At 34.7% G+C, this 14922-nt stretch carries 15 protein-coding genes and 3 tRNA genes; 10 read left to right on the forward strand and 8 right to left on the reverse strand.

The window, feature by feature from the left end:
- Window positions 1–11 precede the first annotated feature (11 nt).
- Window positions 12–1070 carry a phytase gene (locus GXM16_RS01375; RefSeq protein ID WP_163391985.1) on the forward strand — a complete coding sequence of 353 codons (1059 nt, stop codon included), beginning with the start codon at window positions 12–14 and terminating at the stop codon, window positions 1068–1070.
- A 130-nt stretch (window positions 1071–1200) separates the two neighbouring features.
- Here GXM16_RS01375 and pckA read toward each other — a convergent pair whose 3' ends face one another.
- Together pckA and GXM16_RS01385 are read right to left on the reverse strand one after the other, a co-directional pair.
- Window positions 1201–2808 (reverse strand): phosphoenolpyruvate carboxykinase (ATP), encoded by a 1608-nt coding sequence (gene pckA / locus GXM16_RS01380; protein WP_163391987.1) that lies wholly within the window; start codon window positions 2806–2808, stop codon window positions 1201–1203.
- Between the two features lie 189 nt (window positions 2809–2997).
- Window positions 2998–3384: a DUF423 domain-containing protein gene (locus tag GXM16_RS01385; RefSeq protein WP_163391989.1), complete on the reverse strand. Its 387-nt coding sequence runs from the start codon at window positions 3382–3384 to the stop codon at window positions 2998–3000.
- Window positions 3385–3559: 175 nt separating this feature from the next.
- Between GXM16_RS01385 and GXM16_RS01390 the strand changes: the two genes are divergently transcribed.
- Window positions 3560–4924 (forward strand): saccharopine dehydrogenase C-terminal domain-containing protein, encoded by a 1365-nt coding sequence (locus GXM16_RS01390; RefSeq protein ID WP_163391991.1) that lies wholly within the window; start codon window positions 3560–3562, stop codon window positions 4922–4924.
- A 74-nt stretch (window positions 4925–4998) separates the two neighbouring features.
- Here the strand turns inward: GXM16_RS01390 and GXM16_RS22775 are convergent, their stop codons facing one another.
- Entirely contained in the window at window positions 4999–5748 is a 750-nt protein-coding gene (locus tag GXM16_RS22775) for an energy transducer TonB (protein ID WP_229684157.1), read from the reverse strand.
- 223 nt (window positions 5749–5971) lie between these two features.
- Window positions 5972–7360: a dipeptidase gene (locus tag GXM16_RS01405; RefSeq protein WP_163391993.1), complete on the reverse strand. Its 1389-nt coding sequence runs from the start codon at window positions 7358–7360 to the stop codon at window positions 5972–5974.
- 156 nt (window positions 7361–7516) lie between these two features.
- Between GXM16_RS01405 and GXM16_RS01410 the strand changes: the two genes are divergently transcribed.
- A tRNA-Leu gene (locus GXM16_RS01410) sits at window positions 7517–7598 on the forward strand.
- A gap of 69 nt (window positions 7599–7667) precedes the next feature.
- Complete coding sequence (locus GXM16_RS01415; RefSeq protein ID WP_163391994.1) at window positions 7668–8141, forward strand: hypothetical protein; 474 nt, start codon at window positions 7668–7670, stop codon at window positions 8139–8141.
- Window positions 8142–8304: 163 nt separating this feature from the next.
- On the opposite strand, the gene GXM16_RS01420 is transcribed toward GXM16_RS01415, so the two are convergent.
- On the reverse strand, window positions 8305–8538 hold the full coding sequence (locus tag GXM16_RS01420) for a hypothetical protein (RefSeq protein WP_163391997.1): 234 nt from the start codon (window positions 8536–8538) through the stop codon (window positions 8305–8307).
- Window positions 8539–8624: 86 nt separating this feature from the next.
- On the opposite strand from GXM16_RS01420, the gene GXM16_RS01425 reads away from it, so the two are divergent.
- On the forward strand, window positions 8625–8855 hold the full coding sequence (locus GXM16_RS01425; RefSeq protein ID WP_163391999.1) for a helix-turn-helix domain-containing protein: 231 nt from the start codon (window positions 8625–8627) through the stop codon (window positions 8853–8855).
- Between the two features lie 516 nt (window positions 8856–9371).
- Here GXM16_RS01425 and GXM16_RS01430 read toward each other — a convergent pair.
- The 3 genes from GXM16_RS01430 to GXM16_RS01440 all read right to left on the reverse strand — a co-directional run bounded on the left by GXM16_RS01430 (window position 9372) and on the right by GXM16_RS01440 (window position 10728).
- On the reverse strand, window positions 9372–10031 hold the full coding sequence (locus GXM16_RS01430; protein WP_163392001.1) for an HAD family hydrolase: 660 nt from the start codon (window positions 10029–10031) through the stop codon (window positions 9372–9374).
- A gap of 266 nt (window positions 10032–10297) precedes the next feature.
- A tRNA-Asp gene (locus GXM16_RS01435) sits at window positions 10298–10371 on the reverse strand.
- A 284-nt stretch (window positions 10372–10655) separates the two neighbouring features.
- Window positions 10656–10728, reverse strand: a tRNA-Phe gene (locus tag GXM16_RS01440).
- 145 nt (window positions 10729–10873) lie between these two features.
- Here GXM16_RS01440 and GXM16_RS01445 point away from each other — a divergent pair.
- The 5 genes from GXM16_RS01445 to GXM16_RS01465 are packed head-to-tail and all read left to right on the forward strand — an operon-like array spanning window position 10874 to window position 14904.
- On the forward strand, window positions 10874–11608 hold the full coding sequence (locus tag GXM16_RS01445) for a type III pantothenate kinase (RefSeq protein ID WP_163392003.1): 735 nt from the start codon (window positions 10874–10876) through the stop codon (window positions 11606–11608).
- Entirely contained in the window at window positions 11601–12827 is a 1227-nt protein-coding gene (gene bamG, locus GXM16_RS01450; protein ID WP_163392005.1) for a BamG family beta-barrel-assembly machinery protein, read from the forward strand. The genes GXM16_RS01445 and bamG overlap by 8 nt, the downstream gene beginning before the upstream one ends.
- A 51-nt stretch (window positions 12828–12878) precedes the next feature.
- Window positions 12879–13436 (forward strand): LPS export ABC transporter periplasmic protein LptC, encoded by a 558-nt coding sequence (gene lptC, locus GXM16_RS01455; protein ID WP_163392007.1) that lies wholly within the window; start codon window positions 12879–12881, stop codon window positions 13434–13436.
- A 10-nt stretch (window positions 13437–13446) separates the two neighbouring features.
- Complete coding sequence (locus tag GXM16_RS01460) at window positions 13447–13641, forward strand: hypothetical protein (protein ID WP_163392008.1); 195 nt, start codon at window positions 13447–13449, stop codon at window positions 13639–13641.
- 3 nt (window positions 13642–13644) lie between these two features.
- Window positions 13645–14904 carry a hemolysin family protein gene (locus GXM16_RS01465; RefSeq protein ID WP_163392010.1) on the forward strand — a complete coding sequence of 420 codons (1260 nt, stop codon included), beginning with the start codon at window positions 13645–13647 and terminating at the stop codon, window positions 14902–14904.
- Window positions 14905–14922: the final 18 nt, after the last annotated feature.

Genomic DNA, 14922 nt, shown 5'->3' on the forward strand with positions numbered 1-14922 from the left:
TACATTATAAAATGAAGAATAAATCTATCATTGCTTTTTTACTTTTAGCTCTTTCATTCACAGCCTGTAAAGGCGATAAATTAGCTCCGGTATCTCCAAATGCCGTAAAACCAACAGCTGTTACCGAAGCATTACCACACGATACTGATGATCCTTCTATCTGGATTCACCCAACAGATGCTTCAAAAAGTATCATTGTGGGTACTGATAAAGATACGGACGGTGGTTTGTATGCTTTTGATCTGAAAGGAAAAATCCTTAAAAAGTCAATTCCTTTAAAACGCCCAAATAATGTTGATATCGCTTACGGATTGGTGATTGACGGAAAAAAAATTGATATTGCTGTTACTACAGAACGCGAAAGCAATAAAATCAGAGTTTTCACTCTGCCTGATTTAGAGCCAATCGACAATGGGGGAATTTCAGTTTTTGAAGGGGAAGATTTGCGTGACCCAATGGGGATAGCTTTATACACACGTCCGACAGATGGGAAAATATTTGCCATTGTGGGTAGAAAATCCGGTCCTTCCGGGAATTATTTATGGCAGTACGAACTTTTTGGAAACGGAAAATTTGCTGATGCAAAAGTGGTTCGAAAATTTGGGACGTACAGTGGAAAAAAAGAAATCGAAGCAATTGCAGTTGATAATGAATTAGGAGCTGTTTATTATTGTGACGAACAGGTTGGAATCAGAAAATACAAGGCAGATCCGGCTTTAAACGATAATAAAGAACTGGCTTTCTTTGGACAGAAAGATTTCAAAGCTGATCATGAAGGAATTGCTATTTACAAACAAACAGATTCTACAGGATATATTTTAGTATCCAACCAACAGGCAAACTCTTTTATGGTGTATCCTAGAGAAGGTTTTAACGGAAATCCAAATAGCTATAAATTGCTTGCAGAAGTTCCTACGTCAACAATCGAATGCGATGGTGCTGATGTAACCAGTGTTAATTTAGGAGGAGCTTATAATAACGGTCTTTTTGTAGCCATGAGCAACGGAATGACTTTTCATTACTACGCCTGGGATTTGATTCAGAAGCGCATTGACGAAGCAAAAAAATAAACTTTTCAGTGTTGTTTTCAGTCGCAGTTTTTCAGTGTTCAGTGTTTATTTTTTTTAACTGCGATTGGAGACTAAACAAAAAAGCTGTTCAGAAATGAACAGCTTTTTTAATTTGAATCAATAATTCCTTTTATTCTGTAATCGGTGCGCCGGCTAAAATTTCGGCATTGGCAAACTCTTCAAATTTGGCAAAATTAGCTTTGAACTTCTGAGCTAATTCTAACGCCTTTTTATCATATAACGCAGGATCTTCCCACGTATTTCTCGGATTTAAAATTTCGCTGGGAACATTAGGGCAGGATTGCGGTTTTGCAATTCCAAATACTGCGTGGTCTTTGTATTCTACATTGTCCAATTCTCCATTTAATGCTGCGGTAATCATGGCACGGGTGTACTTTAATTTCATACGGCTTCCGGTTCCGTAGGCTCCTCCCGTCCAACCGGTATTGATTAACCAAACTTTTACATCGGCATCTTTCATTTTCTTGCTTAACATTTCAGCATACTTTGTTGGATGCAAAGGCATGAATGGTGCTCCAAAACAAGCTGAGAAATTTGGCTGAGGTTCTGTTACTCCCGCTTCGGTTCCGGCAACTTTTGCAGTATAGCCCGAAATAAAATGATAAGCTGCCTGACCCGGAGTCAGTTTCGAGATTGGAGGCAGGATTCCGAAAGAATCTGCTGTTAAGAAAAATATATTTTTTGGGTTGTGTCCAATAGACCCCGGCTGAATATTATCAATGTGTGTTATAGGGTAACTTACACGTGTGTTTTGAGTAATCGAAACATCTTCGTAATCTACTTCGTTTGTTCCGGCTTTGAAAACCACGTTTTCTAAAAGCGCTCCTTTTTTGATGGCTCTGAAAATATCCGGTTCATTTTCTTCAGATAAGTTGATTACTTTAGCATAACAGCCGCCTTCAAAGTTAAAAACGGTGTTTTCGCTTGTCCATCCGTGTTCATCGTCTCCGATTAATTTACGTTCAGGATCTGCTGATAAAGTCGTTTTCCCTGTTCCGGATAATCCGAAGAAAATAGCAGTATCGCCAGCTTCACCCACATTGGCGCTGCAGTGCATTGGCAATGTATTTTCAAAAACCGGTAAAATGAAATTTAAAGCAGAGAAAATTCCTTTTTTCATTTCTCCTGTATAACCTGTTCCTCCAATTAAGGCTACTTTTTTAGTAAAATCCAGAATAGCAAAATTAGACTGTCGTGTGCCATCTACTGCAGGATCTGCCATAAAACCTGGTACACAGATTACTGTCCAGTCCGGAGTAAAGTTGGGCAGTTCAGATTCTTCAGGACGAAGAAACATATTGTAGCAAAACAAATTTGACCAGGCAGTTTCAGTAACAACACGAACATTTAATCTGTAATTAGCATCAGAACAAACGTATGAATCCCGAACAAAAACTTCTTCTTTGTCAGATAAAAACTGTGTTACCTTATTATATAGTTTTTCGAAAGCATCTGATGAAAACGGAATGTTTATATTTCCCCACCATACTTTATCTTCCGTAATTGCATCCTTTACAATATAACGATCCTGTGGAGAGCGCCCTGTAAATTCACCTGTATTAATTGCCAAAGCACCAGTACAAGCCTCAACACCCTGACCTGACTGCACAGTAATTGCATGCAGTTCATCTGCTGATAATTGATACTGTACGTTGGTATTTGTTATTCCTAAATCCATAAGCGAAATCGATTTCGTCGAAAGTGTATTCGTCTCCATAAATTTTTGTTGTGTTATATTATTTACCTTAAAATATCAATTTTAATATAAATACAACCTCATTCTTTTGTGTTATATTATTTATTCAAATGCATAAATAATATAAAAAATTCACATCAATAAAGTCATGTGTTATATATACAACAAAATTAGGTATTAAATTTTAGATAGAATTTTTTTAAATCAATTTTATGATTTTTTCCTAAAAAAAGTAGCTAAAAGTACAAACCAGGCGAAGATTAATAAGAATCCGCCAATTGGTGTTACGAATCCTATAATTTTAAAGTCAATTGTAGTTAAATTTTTTGTTGTCAGTAAAAAGATAGATCCTGAGAATAGCAGCACACCTCCTAATACTAAATTATAAATTACTTTTAACGTTTTTAATGACAGCTCTTTTCGGGAAGCTACAAAAAACAAAAAGAAAGCGTGATACATTTGGTAACGTACGCCGGTTTCAAAACTGATCAATTGTTCGGGAGTCAGTATTGCTTTTAAGGCATGGGCACCAAAAGCTCCTAAAATAATGGCTAACATTCCAAAAACAGCAGCTGTAATAATTATTTTTCTTTCCATTTTTTCTCGTGTTTAATATCACAAAAATAGGCTTAATTGAGACAAACAAAAAACATTTCAAATACACTTTTCAAAAAAATCTGATTTACTTTGTTTCATTTATTTTAAAAACTTTATTATGTACTAATTGTTATTTTTGTAACAATTTGCTATGTTTGTGTTATATATGTAAATCATGAGGCACGTTTTAATCATTGGAGCCGGAAGATCCGCATCATCCCTGATACGGTATTTGCTTTCAAAATCTGAAAGTGAAAGGCTGCATATTGTTGTGGCCGATTTATCTTTGGCTTTGGCCGAAAAAAAAATCAACAATCACCCGAATGCCACTCCAATTGCCCTGAATATTTTTGATACTGAAGAAAGGAAAGCTGCCATAGAAAAAACTTCAATCGTCATTTCGATGCTGCCTGCGCATTTACATATTGAAATAGCAAAAGACTGTTTACAATTCAAAAAACATCTTGTTACGGCTTCTTATGTAAGCGATGCCATGCTGCAACTTGATGAAGAAGCCAGAAAAAGCAATTTGATTTTTATGAATGAAATCGGTCTTGATCCGGGGATAGATCATATGAGTGCCATGAAAGTTATCGATGAAATCAGAGCAAAAGGAGGCAAAATGCTGCTTTTTGAATCTTTTTGTGGCGGTCTGGTAGCTCCGGAATCAGATAATAATTTGTGGAATTACAAATTTACCTGGGCACCGCGAAATGTAGTATTGGCGGGTCAGGGTGGTGCAGCAAAGTTTATCCAGGAAGGTACTTATAAATATATTCCATACGGAACTTTATTTCGCAGAACGGAGTTTCTTGAAGTAGAGGGCTACGGTAAATTTGAAGCCTATTCCAACCGTGATTCGCTTAAATACCGATCTATATATGGTTTAGATGATATTCTGACTTTATACAGAGGAACAATTAGGAGGGTAGGTTTTTCGAAAGCGTGGAATATGTTTGTACAATTAGGCATGACAGACGACAGTTACATCATGGAGGATTCTGAAAACATGAGTTACCGCCAGTTTACCAATTCCTTTTTGCCTTATCACCCAACAGATTCGGTTGAAATAAAAATGCGACTGATTTTAAAAATCGATCAGGACGATATAATGTGGGACAAACTTTTGGAACTGGATTTATTTAACCCCAATAAAAAAGTGAACCTGCCTAATGCAACTCCGGCACAGATTTTAGAAAAAATACTTACTGACAGCTGGACTCTAGAGCCGGATGATAAAGATATGATTGTGATGTACCATAAATTTGGTTACGAACTGAACGGCGAAAAAAGACAAATCGACTCAAAAATGGTCTGCATTGGCGACGATCAGACGTATACTGCAATGGCAAAAACGGTTGGATTACCGGTTGCCATAGCAACGTTATTGATTTTGAACGGAAAAATTACAACTCCCGGTGTACAGCTTCCAATTAATAGAGAAGTGTATTTGCCTATTTTGGAAGAATTAGAAAGTTATGGTGTTGTTTTTTACGAACAAAACATGCCCTATTTTGGATATAATCCGGACTTATTTTAGATGGATTTATTTTTAGTTTTTTGAATTTTTTAGTATCCGTTTCCTGTAAAAGAAACGGATATTTTTTTCAATAATTAATTAGCTGATTGAATTGTAATAGGCAAACTGTAGGCTGTCTTTACAGCTGTTCCGTCTTTAAGTTTGCCCGGAATCCACTTCTGCGAAAGGCGTAGCATTCTCAAAGCTTCCTCTCCTGTTCCATAACCAAGATCTCTCAAAACTTTGGCATGAGTCAGAGAACCGTCTTTCTCAACTACAAAAGTGACATAAATTTGTCCTTTCAATAAAACGTCAGGTGGTGTCTGGGGCAATTTAAAAAACTTGTTTACAAAACGATAAAACAACTGCATACCGCCTGGGTAAGTTGGTTTTTCAAATACTTCTGCTGCTGGATATGTTTTTTCTTCAAACTTTTGAGTAGCCTGAATATTAATAGGTAAAGAGTATAAAACCCGAACAGTTTCTCCTTTGTATTTTCCCGGAGTCCATTTTGGACAATTTTGAAGCACCCGGATTGCTTCTCTTCCGGTACCGTAACCAATATCCCTTAAAACTCTTATATCTACTACCGATCCGTCTTTTTCAATGATGAATGTAACATAGACTTTACCTGCTAATCCCTGAACTTTTGGTGTTTGATAATTAGCTCCTATAAAGTTATAAAATTCCTGAATACCACCCGGAAAAGCTGGTGCTTCATCCAATTCAGACATATGATGATAATCCTTATTTGTATTTGAAACTTGTGTTTGTGCTTTAACTCCTGCAGAAATAAAGATAATGAGCAAAAAAAGTATTGATGAAAGTTTTTGTTGTGATGCCACGCCGATCGGTATTAATTTAAGATGAATAATATTTTGCAATTTTAATCAATAAAATAATACAGCTAATTTTTATTTTAATAACTGACTTTCTAATTTTAGAAATTCAAAAAAACGATTCTTTTCTTCTGTCTATATCAAAAAAAATCCGCTCATTGCTGAACGGATTTCTATTTAATAAGACTTTTGAAAATCTAAATCTAAAATCTGTATCCAAATTCTAAAGTTACTTCGAAAGCTCTACAAAATATTTATAAAATAACGGAATAGTTTCGATTCCTTTTAAGTAATTCAAGATTCCGAAGTGTTCATTTGGAGAGTGAATAGCATCGCTGTCTAATCCGAAGCCCATCAGAATGGTTTTGCTTTTCAGTTCTTTTTCGAACAAAGATACAATTGGGATACTTCCTCCTGAACGAACCGGAATGGCAGGAACGCCAAAAGTTTCTGTGTACGCCATGTTTGCCGCTTTGTATCCAATACTGTCAATTGGCGTTACATAACCCTGTCCTCCGTGATGAGGTGTTACTTTTACTGTAACTCCTGCCGGAGCAATGTTTGTGAAATGTTTGGTGAACAGTTCTGTAATTTCATGCCAGTCCTGGTTGGGAACTAAACGCATTGAGATTTTCGCATAAGCCTTGCTCGCAATAACGGTTTTGGCACCTTCTCCGGTGTAACCGCCCCAGATTCCGTTTACGTCTAATGTTGGACGGATCGAGTTGCGTTCGTTGGTTACATAGCCTTTTTCGCCGTAAACATCAGCGATGTTCAAAGCGTTTTTATATTTTTCTAAGCTGAAAGGTGCTTTTGCCATTTCGGCTCTTTCCTCTGCAGATAATTCCTGTACTTTGTCGTAGAATCCCGGAATCGTAATATGATTGTCTTCGTCGTGAAGTGAAGCAATCATTTTTGCCAGAATATTAATTGGGTTCGCTACTGCTCCTCCATAAAGACCTGAATGCAAATCACGATTTGGACCTGTAACTTCAACTTCAACATAACTTAAACCTCTTAAACCTGTTGTAATCGAAGGCTGTTGGTTGGAAATCATTCCAGTGTCTGAAATCAGGATGACATCGTTTTTCAGTTTTTCCTGATTGCGTTCTACGAACCAGGCCAAACTTGCAGAGCCTACTTCTTCCTCGCCTTCGATCATGAATTTTACGTTACAAGGCAAAGTGTTGCTTTGTATCATATATTCCAGCGCTTTTACATGCATGTACATCTGACCTTTGTCATCGCAGGCACCACGGGCGAAAATAGCGCCATCAGGATGAATATCGGTTGTTTTGATAACGGGTTCGAACGGGGGAGACGTCCACAATTCCATTGGGTCCGGTGGCTGAACATCATAATGTCCGTACACTAAAACGGTAGGAAGATTGGGGTCGATTATTTTCTCTCCGTAGATAATTGGGTAACCCGGAGTGTCGCAGGTTTCGACTAAATCGCAGCCTGCTTGTGATAAACTTGCTTTTACAGCCTCGGCTGTGTCAATAACATCTTGAGAGTATGCGGTGTCGGCACTTACCGACGGAATTTTTAATAATTCGATCAACTCATTGATAAAGCGATCTTTATGTTGTTGAACGTACGACTTAATGTTTTCCATTTAAATTATTTTTATAGAAAACCAAATATACAAAAAAGAGAATTAATAATTTTTTTGAAAAAATCCTTTGATTATTGGAAAGTATGCTTATCTTTGCACCCACAAACACCAGTTCAATGAACTCCTCTAAAAATAAGAGTTTAGTGAATTAATTGAGCGGATATGGTGAAATTGGTAGACATGCCAGACTTAGGATCTGGTGCCGCAAGGCGTGTAGGTTCGAGTCCTATTATCCGCACTGAAAAAGCTTCTGAGATAACTCAGGAGCTTTTTTGTTTTATGTGCATTTGCATTATTATAACTGAAAATGAAAATTGAAGACTTAAATTTAGATTATTATTCAGATTTTTTAGGTGAAGGAGAAATCAGATTTTATGCTAATTCTAAAAATATTTTTTTCAAAAGAAATATTCAAGAAAATCCGAATGGATCTACTACTTATATACAATCAACGCAAGGACAAAATGATATTTATTATTTTAGTATGTGGGAAGGTTATTTTTATTTTTTAATATTTGAATTGTCAACACACTTAGGTATTCTGGACTTACCAACATATATTAAAAATTATAACAGTTGTCTCGGTTGGAAATGGGATGATGTAGCTGATATAATTACTAATGAAGAAATAGATTGGTCAATTGATATTTTTTCTATGACTCTTGCTAAAATGAATGGAGGATTAAAAAAAGATTGGAATTTTGAATGTGTTTTAGACTTAATTATTTTTCTAAAGTTTGTCAGAGAAAATAATATGGAATTAAGAATTGCTCTTGAGTAATTTATTATCTTGGCAAATATTACCAACTATCTTGTCATTTCGACGAAGGAGAAATCCCCGCAAGAAACTCCGCAAAGCTGGGGATTATTTTGCTAATAGAGTTACTCTTGGAGATTTACTTTGTCTGTTAAAATGAACAAACTTTGTGATTGCTATATATTCTTTATTTAACTTCCAAATAAGGATCCAAAACCTCCCCCAATCTATTGAGCCAATAAAAATTATCATCAATATTAGGCAGTTCAGATTCTAATGTTTCACATTCCCGCATAGAGCATAACGAGAGAGCGTAATTTACCTGTCTGATTATTTTTGCCATTTCTTTTGGGTCGATATCATTAAAAAAATTCTTCAGTCTGGTTTCAATTTCTTCACTTGAACGCTTTCCTGTAGTCATCGTCTTATTTTTTATTTCTATCAAATATAATAATTTGTAGGCATATATGCGTACATGAAGAAAATAAATCTTGTCACTTTTGAAATATGAATATTTCAGAAGAAAATTTTATTATAAATCTTGGAATTCACATTAGACAATTACGTGAAAAGAAAGGCTTGTCTCAACAAGGTTTAGCAGACGATTGTGGTATAACTAAATCTCAAATATCCCGAATTGAAGTAGCTACAATTAATACTACTATAAAAACCCTTGTGAAAATTGCTAATGCTTTAGAAGTTGAACCTAAAGAATTACTTGATTTTCCTTTAAAATAAGAATTGTTATTATCTCAATATTTAACATTGAACAAATACAAATCACTTCATCAAACTCAAAAATTTGCAATTGCAATTCCTGCTTTGTTTATTTTAAGCTGCCTGGCAAAACGTTATATTGAAAGATTTAGATTTTCTTCAGAATTTCGATGGATATATGAATATGGAAGTATTATTTGTTTAACAGTTTGCTTTCTAATGTTCTTTTTCTCTTTAGCCAATTCGATTTCAATTGTTAGGGATTTAAGAATAATGTTCTTTCCAAAAATCCGATGGCTACTATTAAGTTCATTTGTCTTTCTTTTAATTTCAGGATTACTAATTGCAATTGCATTAGACTTTGCGTAGTTTTTTTTTTTTTTTTTTGGAACATACATTAGAATACATTCTTTTCTTTAAACAAAAAAAAACTTCAGTTAAACTGAAGGCAATTCAAAATCATGTCTCATTTTTAAATGAACTTATGCTACTTATTTAGTTCAATTTACAGCTTACATTTTACTTTTCACAAAAAAATTAAGCATTCAACAACTCCAAAATCTTACCCACATTAACTTCACTATAATCATTAATATAAAAGTCACACGGAGGCAATTGTTCTTTAGTATGTGTACTCAAAACACCAACGACTTTCATCCCGGCATTAATTGCCGCTGACGCTCCTGAAAAAGAATCTTCAAAAACCACACAATCAGTCGGTGAAACACCCACGCGCTCTGCCGATTTTAGATACACTTCGGGATCTGGTTTATGGTGTTTTACGTCTTCGCTGGACATCATCGAATCCATTTTGTCTTTTATCTTTAAAGCGGTTATGATTAAATCAAGGTTCGCACGTGGGGCGGAGGTTGCAACGGCTGTTTTGAATCCACGAGATTTTAGTTCTTCTAAAAACTTCAGATAATGCGGAATTGTTTCTACTTTGTCTTTGTAGATCTCGCGAAACATAGCTTCTTTTTCGAATTCAAGTTTGGCTAATTCTTCTCCGGCAACAGGACGCTTAAAGAAATGCGTCATAATGTAACCGTTATGTTTTCCGTACATATGTTCTTCGAATTCTTCCTGCGTATACGGAATTTGATATTTATTGAAAAAGGCTTCGAAAGCTACTACATGATGCGGATTGGTGTGGCAGATTACACCGTCCATATCAAAGATTACGCATTTTTGGCTCATAGTGTTTTGTTTTTTTTTTTTTTAAAGGCTGCAAGATAGGTTTTTCCACAGAGATGCACGGAGGTTTTCACAGAGATACGCAAAGTTTTTTTCTCGCAGATTTGAAAAATTAAAGCAGATGCAGGCAGATTATTTATTTTCTAAGACCTTAAAATTAAATCTGTTGAATCTGCGTGAAAAAATTTAAGATCATTTTGCGTCTTTATTTCTGATGAGCTAAAAATAAAAAAGAAGCCTTTCCGTTAAGAAAGGCTTTTCCAATATTGCGGTCTGGACGGGACTCGAACCCGCGACCCCATGCGTGACAGGCATGTATTCTAACCAACTGAACTACCAAACCTACTGCGTTATTGTGCTGCAAAAATACAATAGAACTTTGATTCTACAAGGTTTTTTGTGTTTTTTAAACAAATAAAAAGCGTTAAAATTTTAACCGGTTGATTTCTATTGAAATAGAAAGAGGAGAAGGTAGAATTTAACAGGAATAAACAAAGCGAACTTAATATGGAAGCTGCTTTTAGCTGTTTTACTAATGAATTTACATCTTCTGTAGAAAGTTTTCTGCGGAAGCTGAAACGAAAATTATTAAAAATAAAAAACCCGAATATTGCTATTCGGGTTTTGTGGTACCTCCAGGGATCGAACCAGGGACACATGGATTTTCAGTCCATTGCTCTACCATCTGAGCTAAGGTACCTTGTTTATTGATTCACTTTTGTTTCTGTTTGTGTTTGTTTCTGTGAACGTGTTTGCGGGTGCAAATATAGAATCATTTTTCGTTTATCCAAAACATTTTTTTAAAAAAAATCAATTCGTACCTTCGCAATGGTAAATAAACAAATATGGTTTTAACAATTGATGTTGGCAATACCCGAATTAAAGCTGCTGTCTTTGAGGGAAGTACTATTCTTGAAAATTTTGTTTTTGAGAAAGAAGAGCTTGAAAAAGAAATTAAAAAAATTTTAAAAAAATTTCAAAATTGCTCTGATTTGGTCGTTGCATCAGTAGGGAATATCGAAAAACAGTCTTTTCTGGCTTTCGAAAAACAGCTTGCTATTCATTTTTTGACCCACGAAGATGCTTTTCCTTTCATAAATAAATATGCTACTCCAAAAACTTTAGGGATAGACAGAATGGTTTTGGCTGCCGGAGCAACTTTGCAGTTCCCCAAACAAAACAGATTAGTGATTGATGCCGGAACTTGTATTACCTATGATTTTATCGACGAATCTGATCAGTATTTAGGAGGAGCGATCTCACCGGGCTTACGACTGCGTTACGAAGCATTACATAATTATACGGCCAGGCTGCCTTTGTTGTCTTTGGAAGCTCCTGAATCCTATATAGGCAATGCTACAGCACAGTCGATACACTCTGGCGTTGTGAATGGTTTCGTCTATGAGATTGACGGTTTTATCGATGAATATCGTGCAAATTTTCCAAATTTTATAATAATTTTAACGGGAGGTGATGCAGATTTTTTGGCTAAACGATTAAAAAATACCATATTTGCCAATTCAAATTTCTTGCTTGAGAGTTTGAACCAAACATTTCAATATAAAATCAACAATGATTAAAAAAATTATACTAAGCGCTTGTTTGCTTATTTCGTTCGTTTCATTAGCTCAGCAAGGTACTGCCTCTCCCTATTCTTTTTATGGAATTGGTGACGTAAGGTTTAAAGGAACCTTAGAAAACAGGTCAATGGCAGGTGTTTCGGTAGAGCAGGACAGTATACATTTGAATGTTGATAATCCGGCAAGTTATGCCAGTCTGATGCAGACTACTTTTACTGTAGGAGGTACTTACGGAACTTCAAAAATAAAATCAGATACTGAAAAAGCAAGTACCACCAGATCAACTTTCGATTATTTGCTTTTAGGGATACCAATGGGGAAATTTGGAGCAGGATTTGGATTAATTCCGGTTTCATCGGTTGGATATAAAATCAGGAATGATAATTCCGATGTTATGGGTGAGACAAGCACTCAATATGAAGGAGAAGGAGGTTTGAATAAGGTTTTTTTAGCATTAGCATATAAAATAAAGCCAAACTGGAGTGTAGGAGCTGATATGCAATATAATTTCGGAAAAATTGAAACTACCAGCATAGAAGCTATTACCGGTGTTGCCAGTGCTACAAGAGAAATTAATACTTCAACTTTATCCGGGGCTAATTTTAATATTGGTACGATGTACCAGACTAAAATCTATAAAAAAATACAATTGTTTACCAGTTTGGCCTATACATTTGGGAGTAATCTAAATTCAGACAGTGAAAGAACCATTCAGGTAGATGGTGAAGCAAGTACAATAAATGAATCGGGTACATCTACTTTAAATTTACCAAATAGATTTACAATTGGAGCCGGAGTTGGTGAAGCAAGAAAATGGCTGGTAGGTACTACAGTTGCTTTTCAGGGTAATGGTAAGTTTGAAAATTATTATAACACAAGCGAAAATGTGCGTTATGAAAATTATGCAAAATATGCAATTGGGGGATATTACCTTCCAAATTACACATCTTTCACAAATTATTTCAGCAGGATTACCTATAGAGCAGGTTTAAAATATGAAAAAATTGGTCTTGTTGTTAATAATGAATCCATAAAAGATATTGGGTTCTCATTAGGAGCAGGTTTTCCTATTACAGGAACTTTATCTAATGTCAATTTTGGCATTGAATACGGTAAAAAAGGAACAGTATCTGCAAATTTAGTTCAGGAGAATTATATAAATTTTAGTCTTAGTTTCTCTTTCAATGACAAATGGTTTGTTAAGAGTAAATTCAACTAATGTGTAAACATATGTTTTTATAAGCTCAATACAATTTACTACATTTGGCGAATGAATTTACCAAAAAAATATAATATCCTAACCTTTGTCACAGTTCTTGCTGTGACACTGTTTTTTGGATGCGAAAGTAATTTTAAAGAAGTTCAGAAAATTAATTATTCAGAGTTTTTTCCAGCTACGGATGCGGATACAATTAATATAAAATATACTGATTCAGGACGAATTACAGGTGTTTTGAAGAGCCGTAAAATGCTGGATTATGCAAGTGTTGAGTTTCCTTTTACTGAATTTCCTAAAGGAATCGATGTTACATTGTATGATAAAAAGCAAAAACGCACTTTTATAGTAGCAAATTATGCAGTTTCTTATAAACAAACCGGTATAATTGATTTGCTTGGAAAAGTAAAAATCACTTCTGAAGCGGGACAGGTACTTGAAACAGAGCAATTGTACTTTGATCAGAAAAATGAATGGTTTTACACTGAAAGAAAATTTAAGCTTACAGATGCAAAAGGAGTTTCGTATGGTCAGGGAATAGATTTTAGTAAGGATTTCAAAGTGATAAATTCACAAAGAGTAAGCGGCCAAATAGAAGCCGACGAAGATTAAAATATAAATTATGGGTTACTTAAAATATACACAATACGCTTATCTTGTAATTGCAGTCTTATTTATATATGATGCAATAACAAAAATAAATGCCGGTAATGATACTCCGTGGCTGAGTTTCCTGATTGCAGGAATGGGGATTTTTATGTTTTTTTTCAGGAGAAGATTTGCTAAAAAATTTGAAGACCGCAACAGACAAAAGTAAAAAATGGAAATTGGTATTATAATACTATGTTTAATACTGTCAGCCTTTTTTTCAGGAATGGAAATAGCATTTGTTTCCTCTAATAAAATTTATCTTGAAATAGAAAAAAAACAGGATAATTTTATCTCCCGAATATTAACAAAACTTACCGAAAAACCATCAAAATTTATTGCAGCAATGCTTATTGGTAACAATGTAGCAGTTGTTGTTTATGGTTTCTTTACGGCAGATTTGATTTTGAAATGCATTGCAAATTTTGGTTATCAGTTTTCTGATTATACCAATTTGTTTTTACTCACTTTAATCGCCACTTTTATTATTTTGATAACTGCGGAGTTTTTTCCAAAAGTTTTTTTTCAGATTTATGCCAATTCTTTAATTCGGGTTTTTGCTGTTCCGGCTTATATTTTTTACCGGTTTTTCTATTACATTTCTACTTTTTTTATCTGGATTTCAGATTTTATCTTAAGAAAATTTTTTAAGACAGAAGGCGATCAGGTACAATTATATTTTAGCAAGATTGAACTGGGAAATTATATAACGGAACAGATGAATGCTGTTGAAGATAATGAAGAACTAGATTCTGAGATTCAGATTTTTCAGAATGCATTAGAATTCTCGGGTTTAAAAGCACGGGATATTATGACTCCCCGCACAGAAATTGTAGATATAGATTTATTCGATAGTGTTTCAGATCTTAAAGCGTTGTTTATAGAAACAGGTTATTCGAAAATTATCGTGAGCCAGAATTCTCTTGATGATATTGTAGGTTATGTACATTCTTTTGATTTGTTTAAAAAACCAAAAACAATAAAGTCAGTTTTAATAGCGGTTGAGTTTGTTCCTGAAACAATTTTGATAAAAGATGCTTTAAGCCTTCTTATCAAAAAAAGAAAAAATGTCGCCGTTGTTTTGGATGAATATGGAGGCACTTCAGGCATAATTACAATTGAAGATATTGTGGAAGAGCTTTTTGGCGAAATTGAAGATGAACACGATCTGGATGAAGAATTAATCGAAGAGGAGTTAGGGCAGGGAATGTATCTTTTTTCAGCAAGATTAGAGGTCGAGTACTTAAATGAAACCTACAAATTAGAAATACCTGAAAGTGATTCCTATGGAACTTTGGGAGGATTTATAGTTGATTATACTAAAGATATTCCACAAAAAAACGAAAAAATAAGCATTGGGAATTATCGGTTTGTGATAGAAGAATGTTCAAACAAGAAAATCGAAATAGTAAAATTGACTGTAAAAGAATAATTTTTTAAATAATTTTAA

Source organism: Flavobacterium limi (assembly GCF_010645075.1).
Lineage (GTDB): Bacteria > Bacteroidota > Bacteroidia > Flavobacteriales > Flavobacteriaceae > Flavobacterium > Flavobacterium limi.

Bases quoted from the DNA above. Each gene is read 5' to 3' on its own strand.
- GXM16_RS01465 (WP_163392010.1), top strand. From the start codon at position 13,645: ATGGAAATTGGTATTATAATACTATGTTTAATACTGTCAGCCTTTTTT.
- GXM16_RS01430 (WP_163392001.1), bottom strand. From the start codon at position 10,031: ATGAGCCAAAAATGCGTAATCTTTGATATGGACGGTGTAATCTGCCAC.
- GXM16_RS01390 (WP_163391991.1), top strand. From the start codon at position 3,560: ATGAGGCACGTTTTAATCATTGGAGCCGGAAGATCCGCATCATCCCTG.
- GXM16_RS01375 (WP_163391985.1), top strand. From the start codon at position 12: ATGAAGAATAAATCTATCATTGCTTTTTTACTTTTAGCTCTTTCATTC.
- GXM16_RS01385 (WP_163391989.1), bottom strand. From the start codon at position 3,384: ATGGAAAGAAAAATAATTATTACAGCTGCTGTTTTTGGAATGTTAGCC.
- bamG (WP_163392005.1), top strand. From the start codon at position 11,601: ATGATTAAAAAAATTATACTAAGCGCTTGTTTGCTTATTTCGTTCGTT.
- pckA (WP_163391987.1), bottom strand. From the start codon at position 2,808: ATGGAGACGAATACACTTTCGACGAAATCGATTTCGCTTATGGATTTA.
- lptC (WP_163392007.1), top strand. From the start codon at position 12,879: ATGAATTTACCAAAAAAATATAATATCCTAACCTTTGTCACAGTTCTT.
- GXM16_RS01425 (WP_163391999.1), top strand. From the start codon at position 8,625: ATGAATATTTCAGAAGAAAATTTTATTATAAATCTTGGAATTCACATT.
- GXM16_RS01460 (WP_163392008.1), top strand. From the start codon at position 13,447: ATGGGTTACTTAAAATATACACAATACGCTTATCTTGTAATTGCAGTC.
- GXM16_RS01445 (WP_163392003.1), top strand. From the start codon at position 10,874: ATGGTTTTAACAATTGATGTTGGCAATACCCGAATTAAAGCTGCTGTC.
- GXM16_RS01405 (WP_163391993.1), bottom strand. From the start codon at position 7,360: ATGGAAAACATTAAGTCGTACGTTCAACAACATAAAGATCGCTTTATC.
- GXM16_RS01415 (WP_163391994.1), top strand. From the start codon at position 7,668: ATGAAAATTGAAGACTTAAATTTAGATTATTATTCAGATTTTTTAGGT.
- GXM16_RS01420 (WP_163391997.1), bottom strand. From the start codon at position 8,538: ATGACTACAGGAAAGCGTTCAAGTGAAGAAATTGAAACCAGACTGAAG.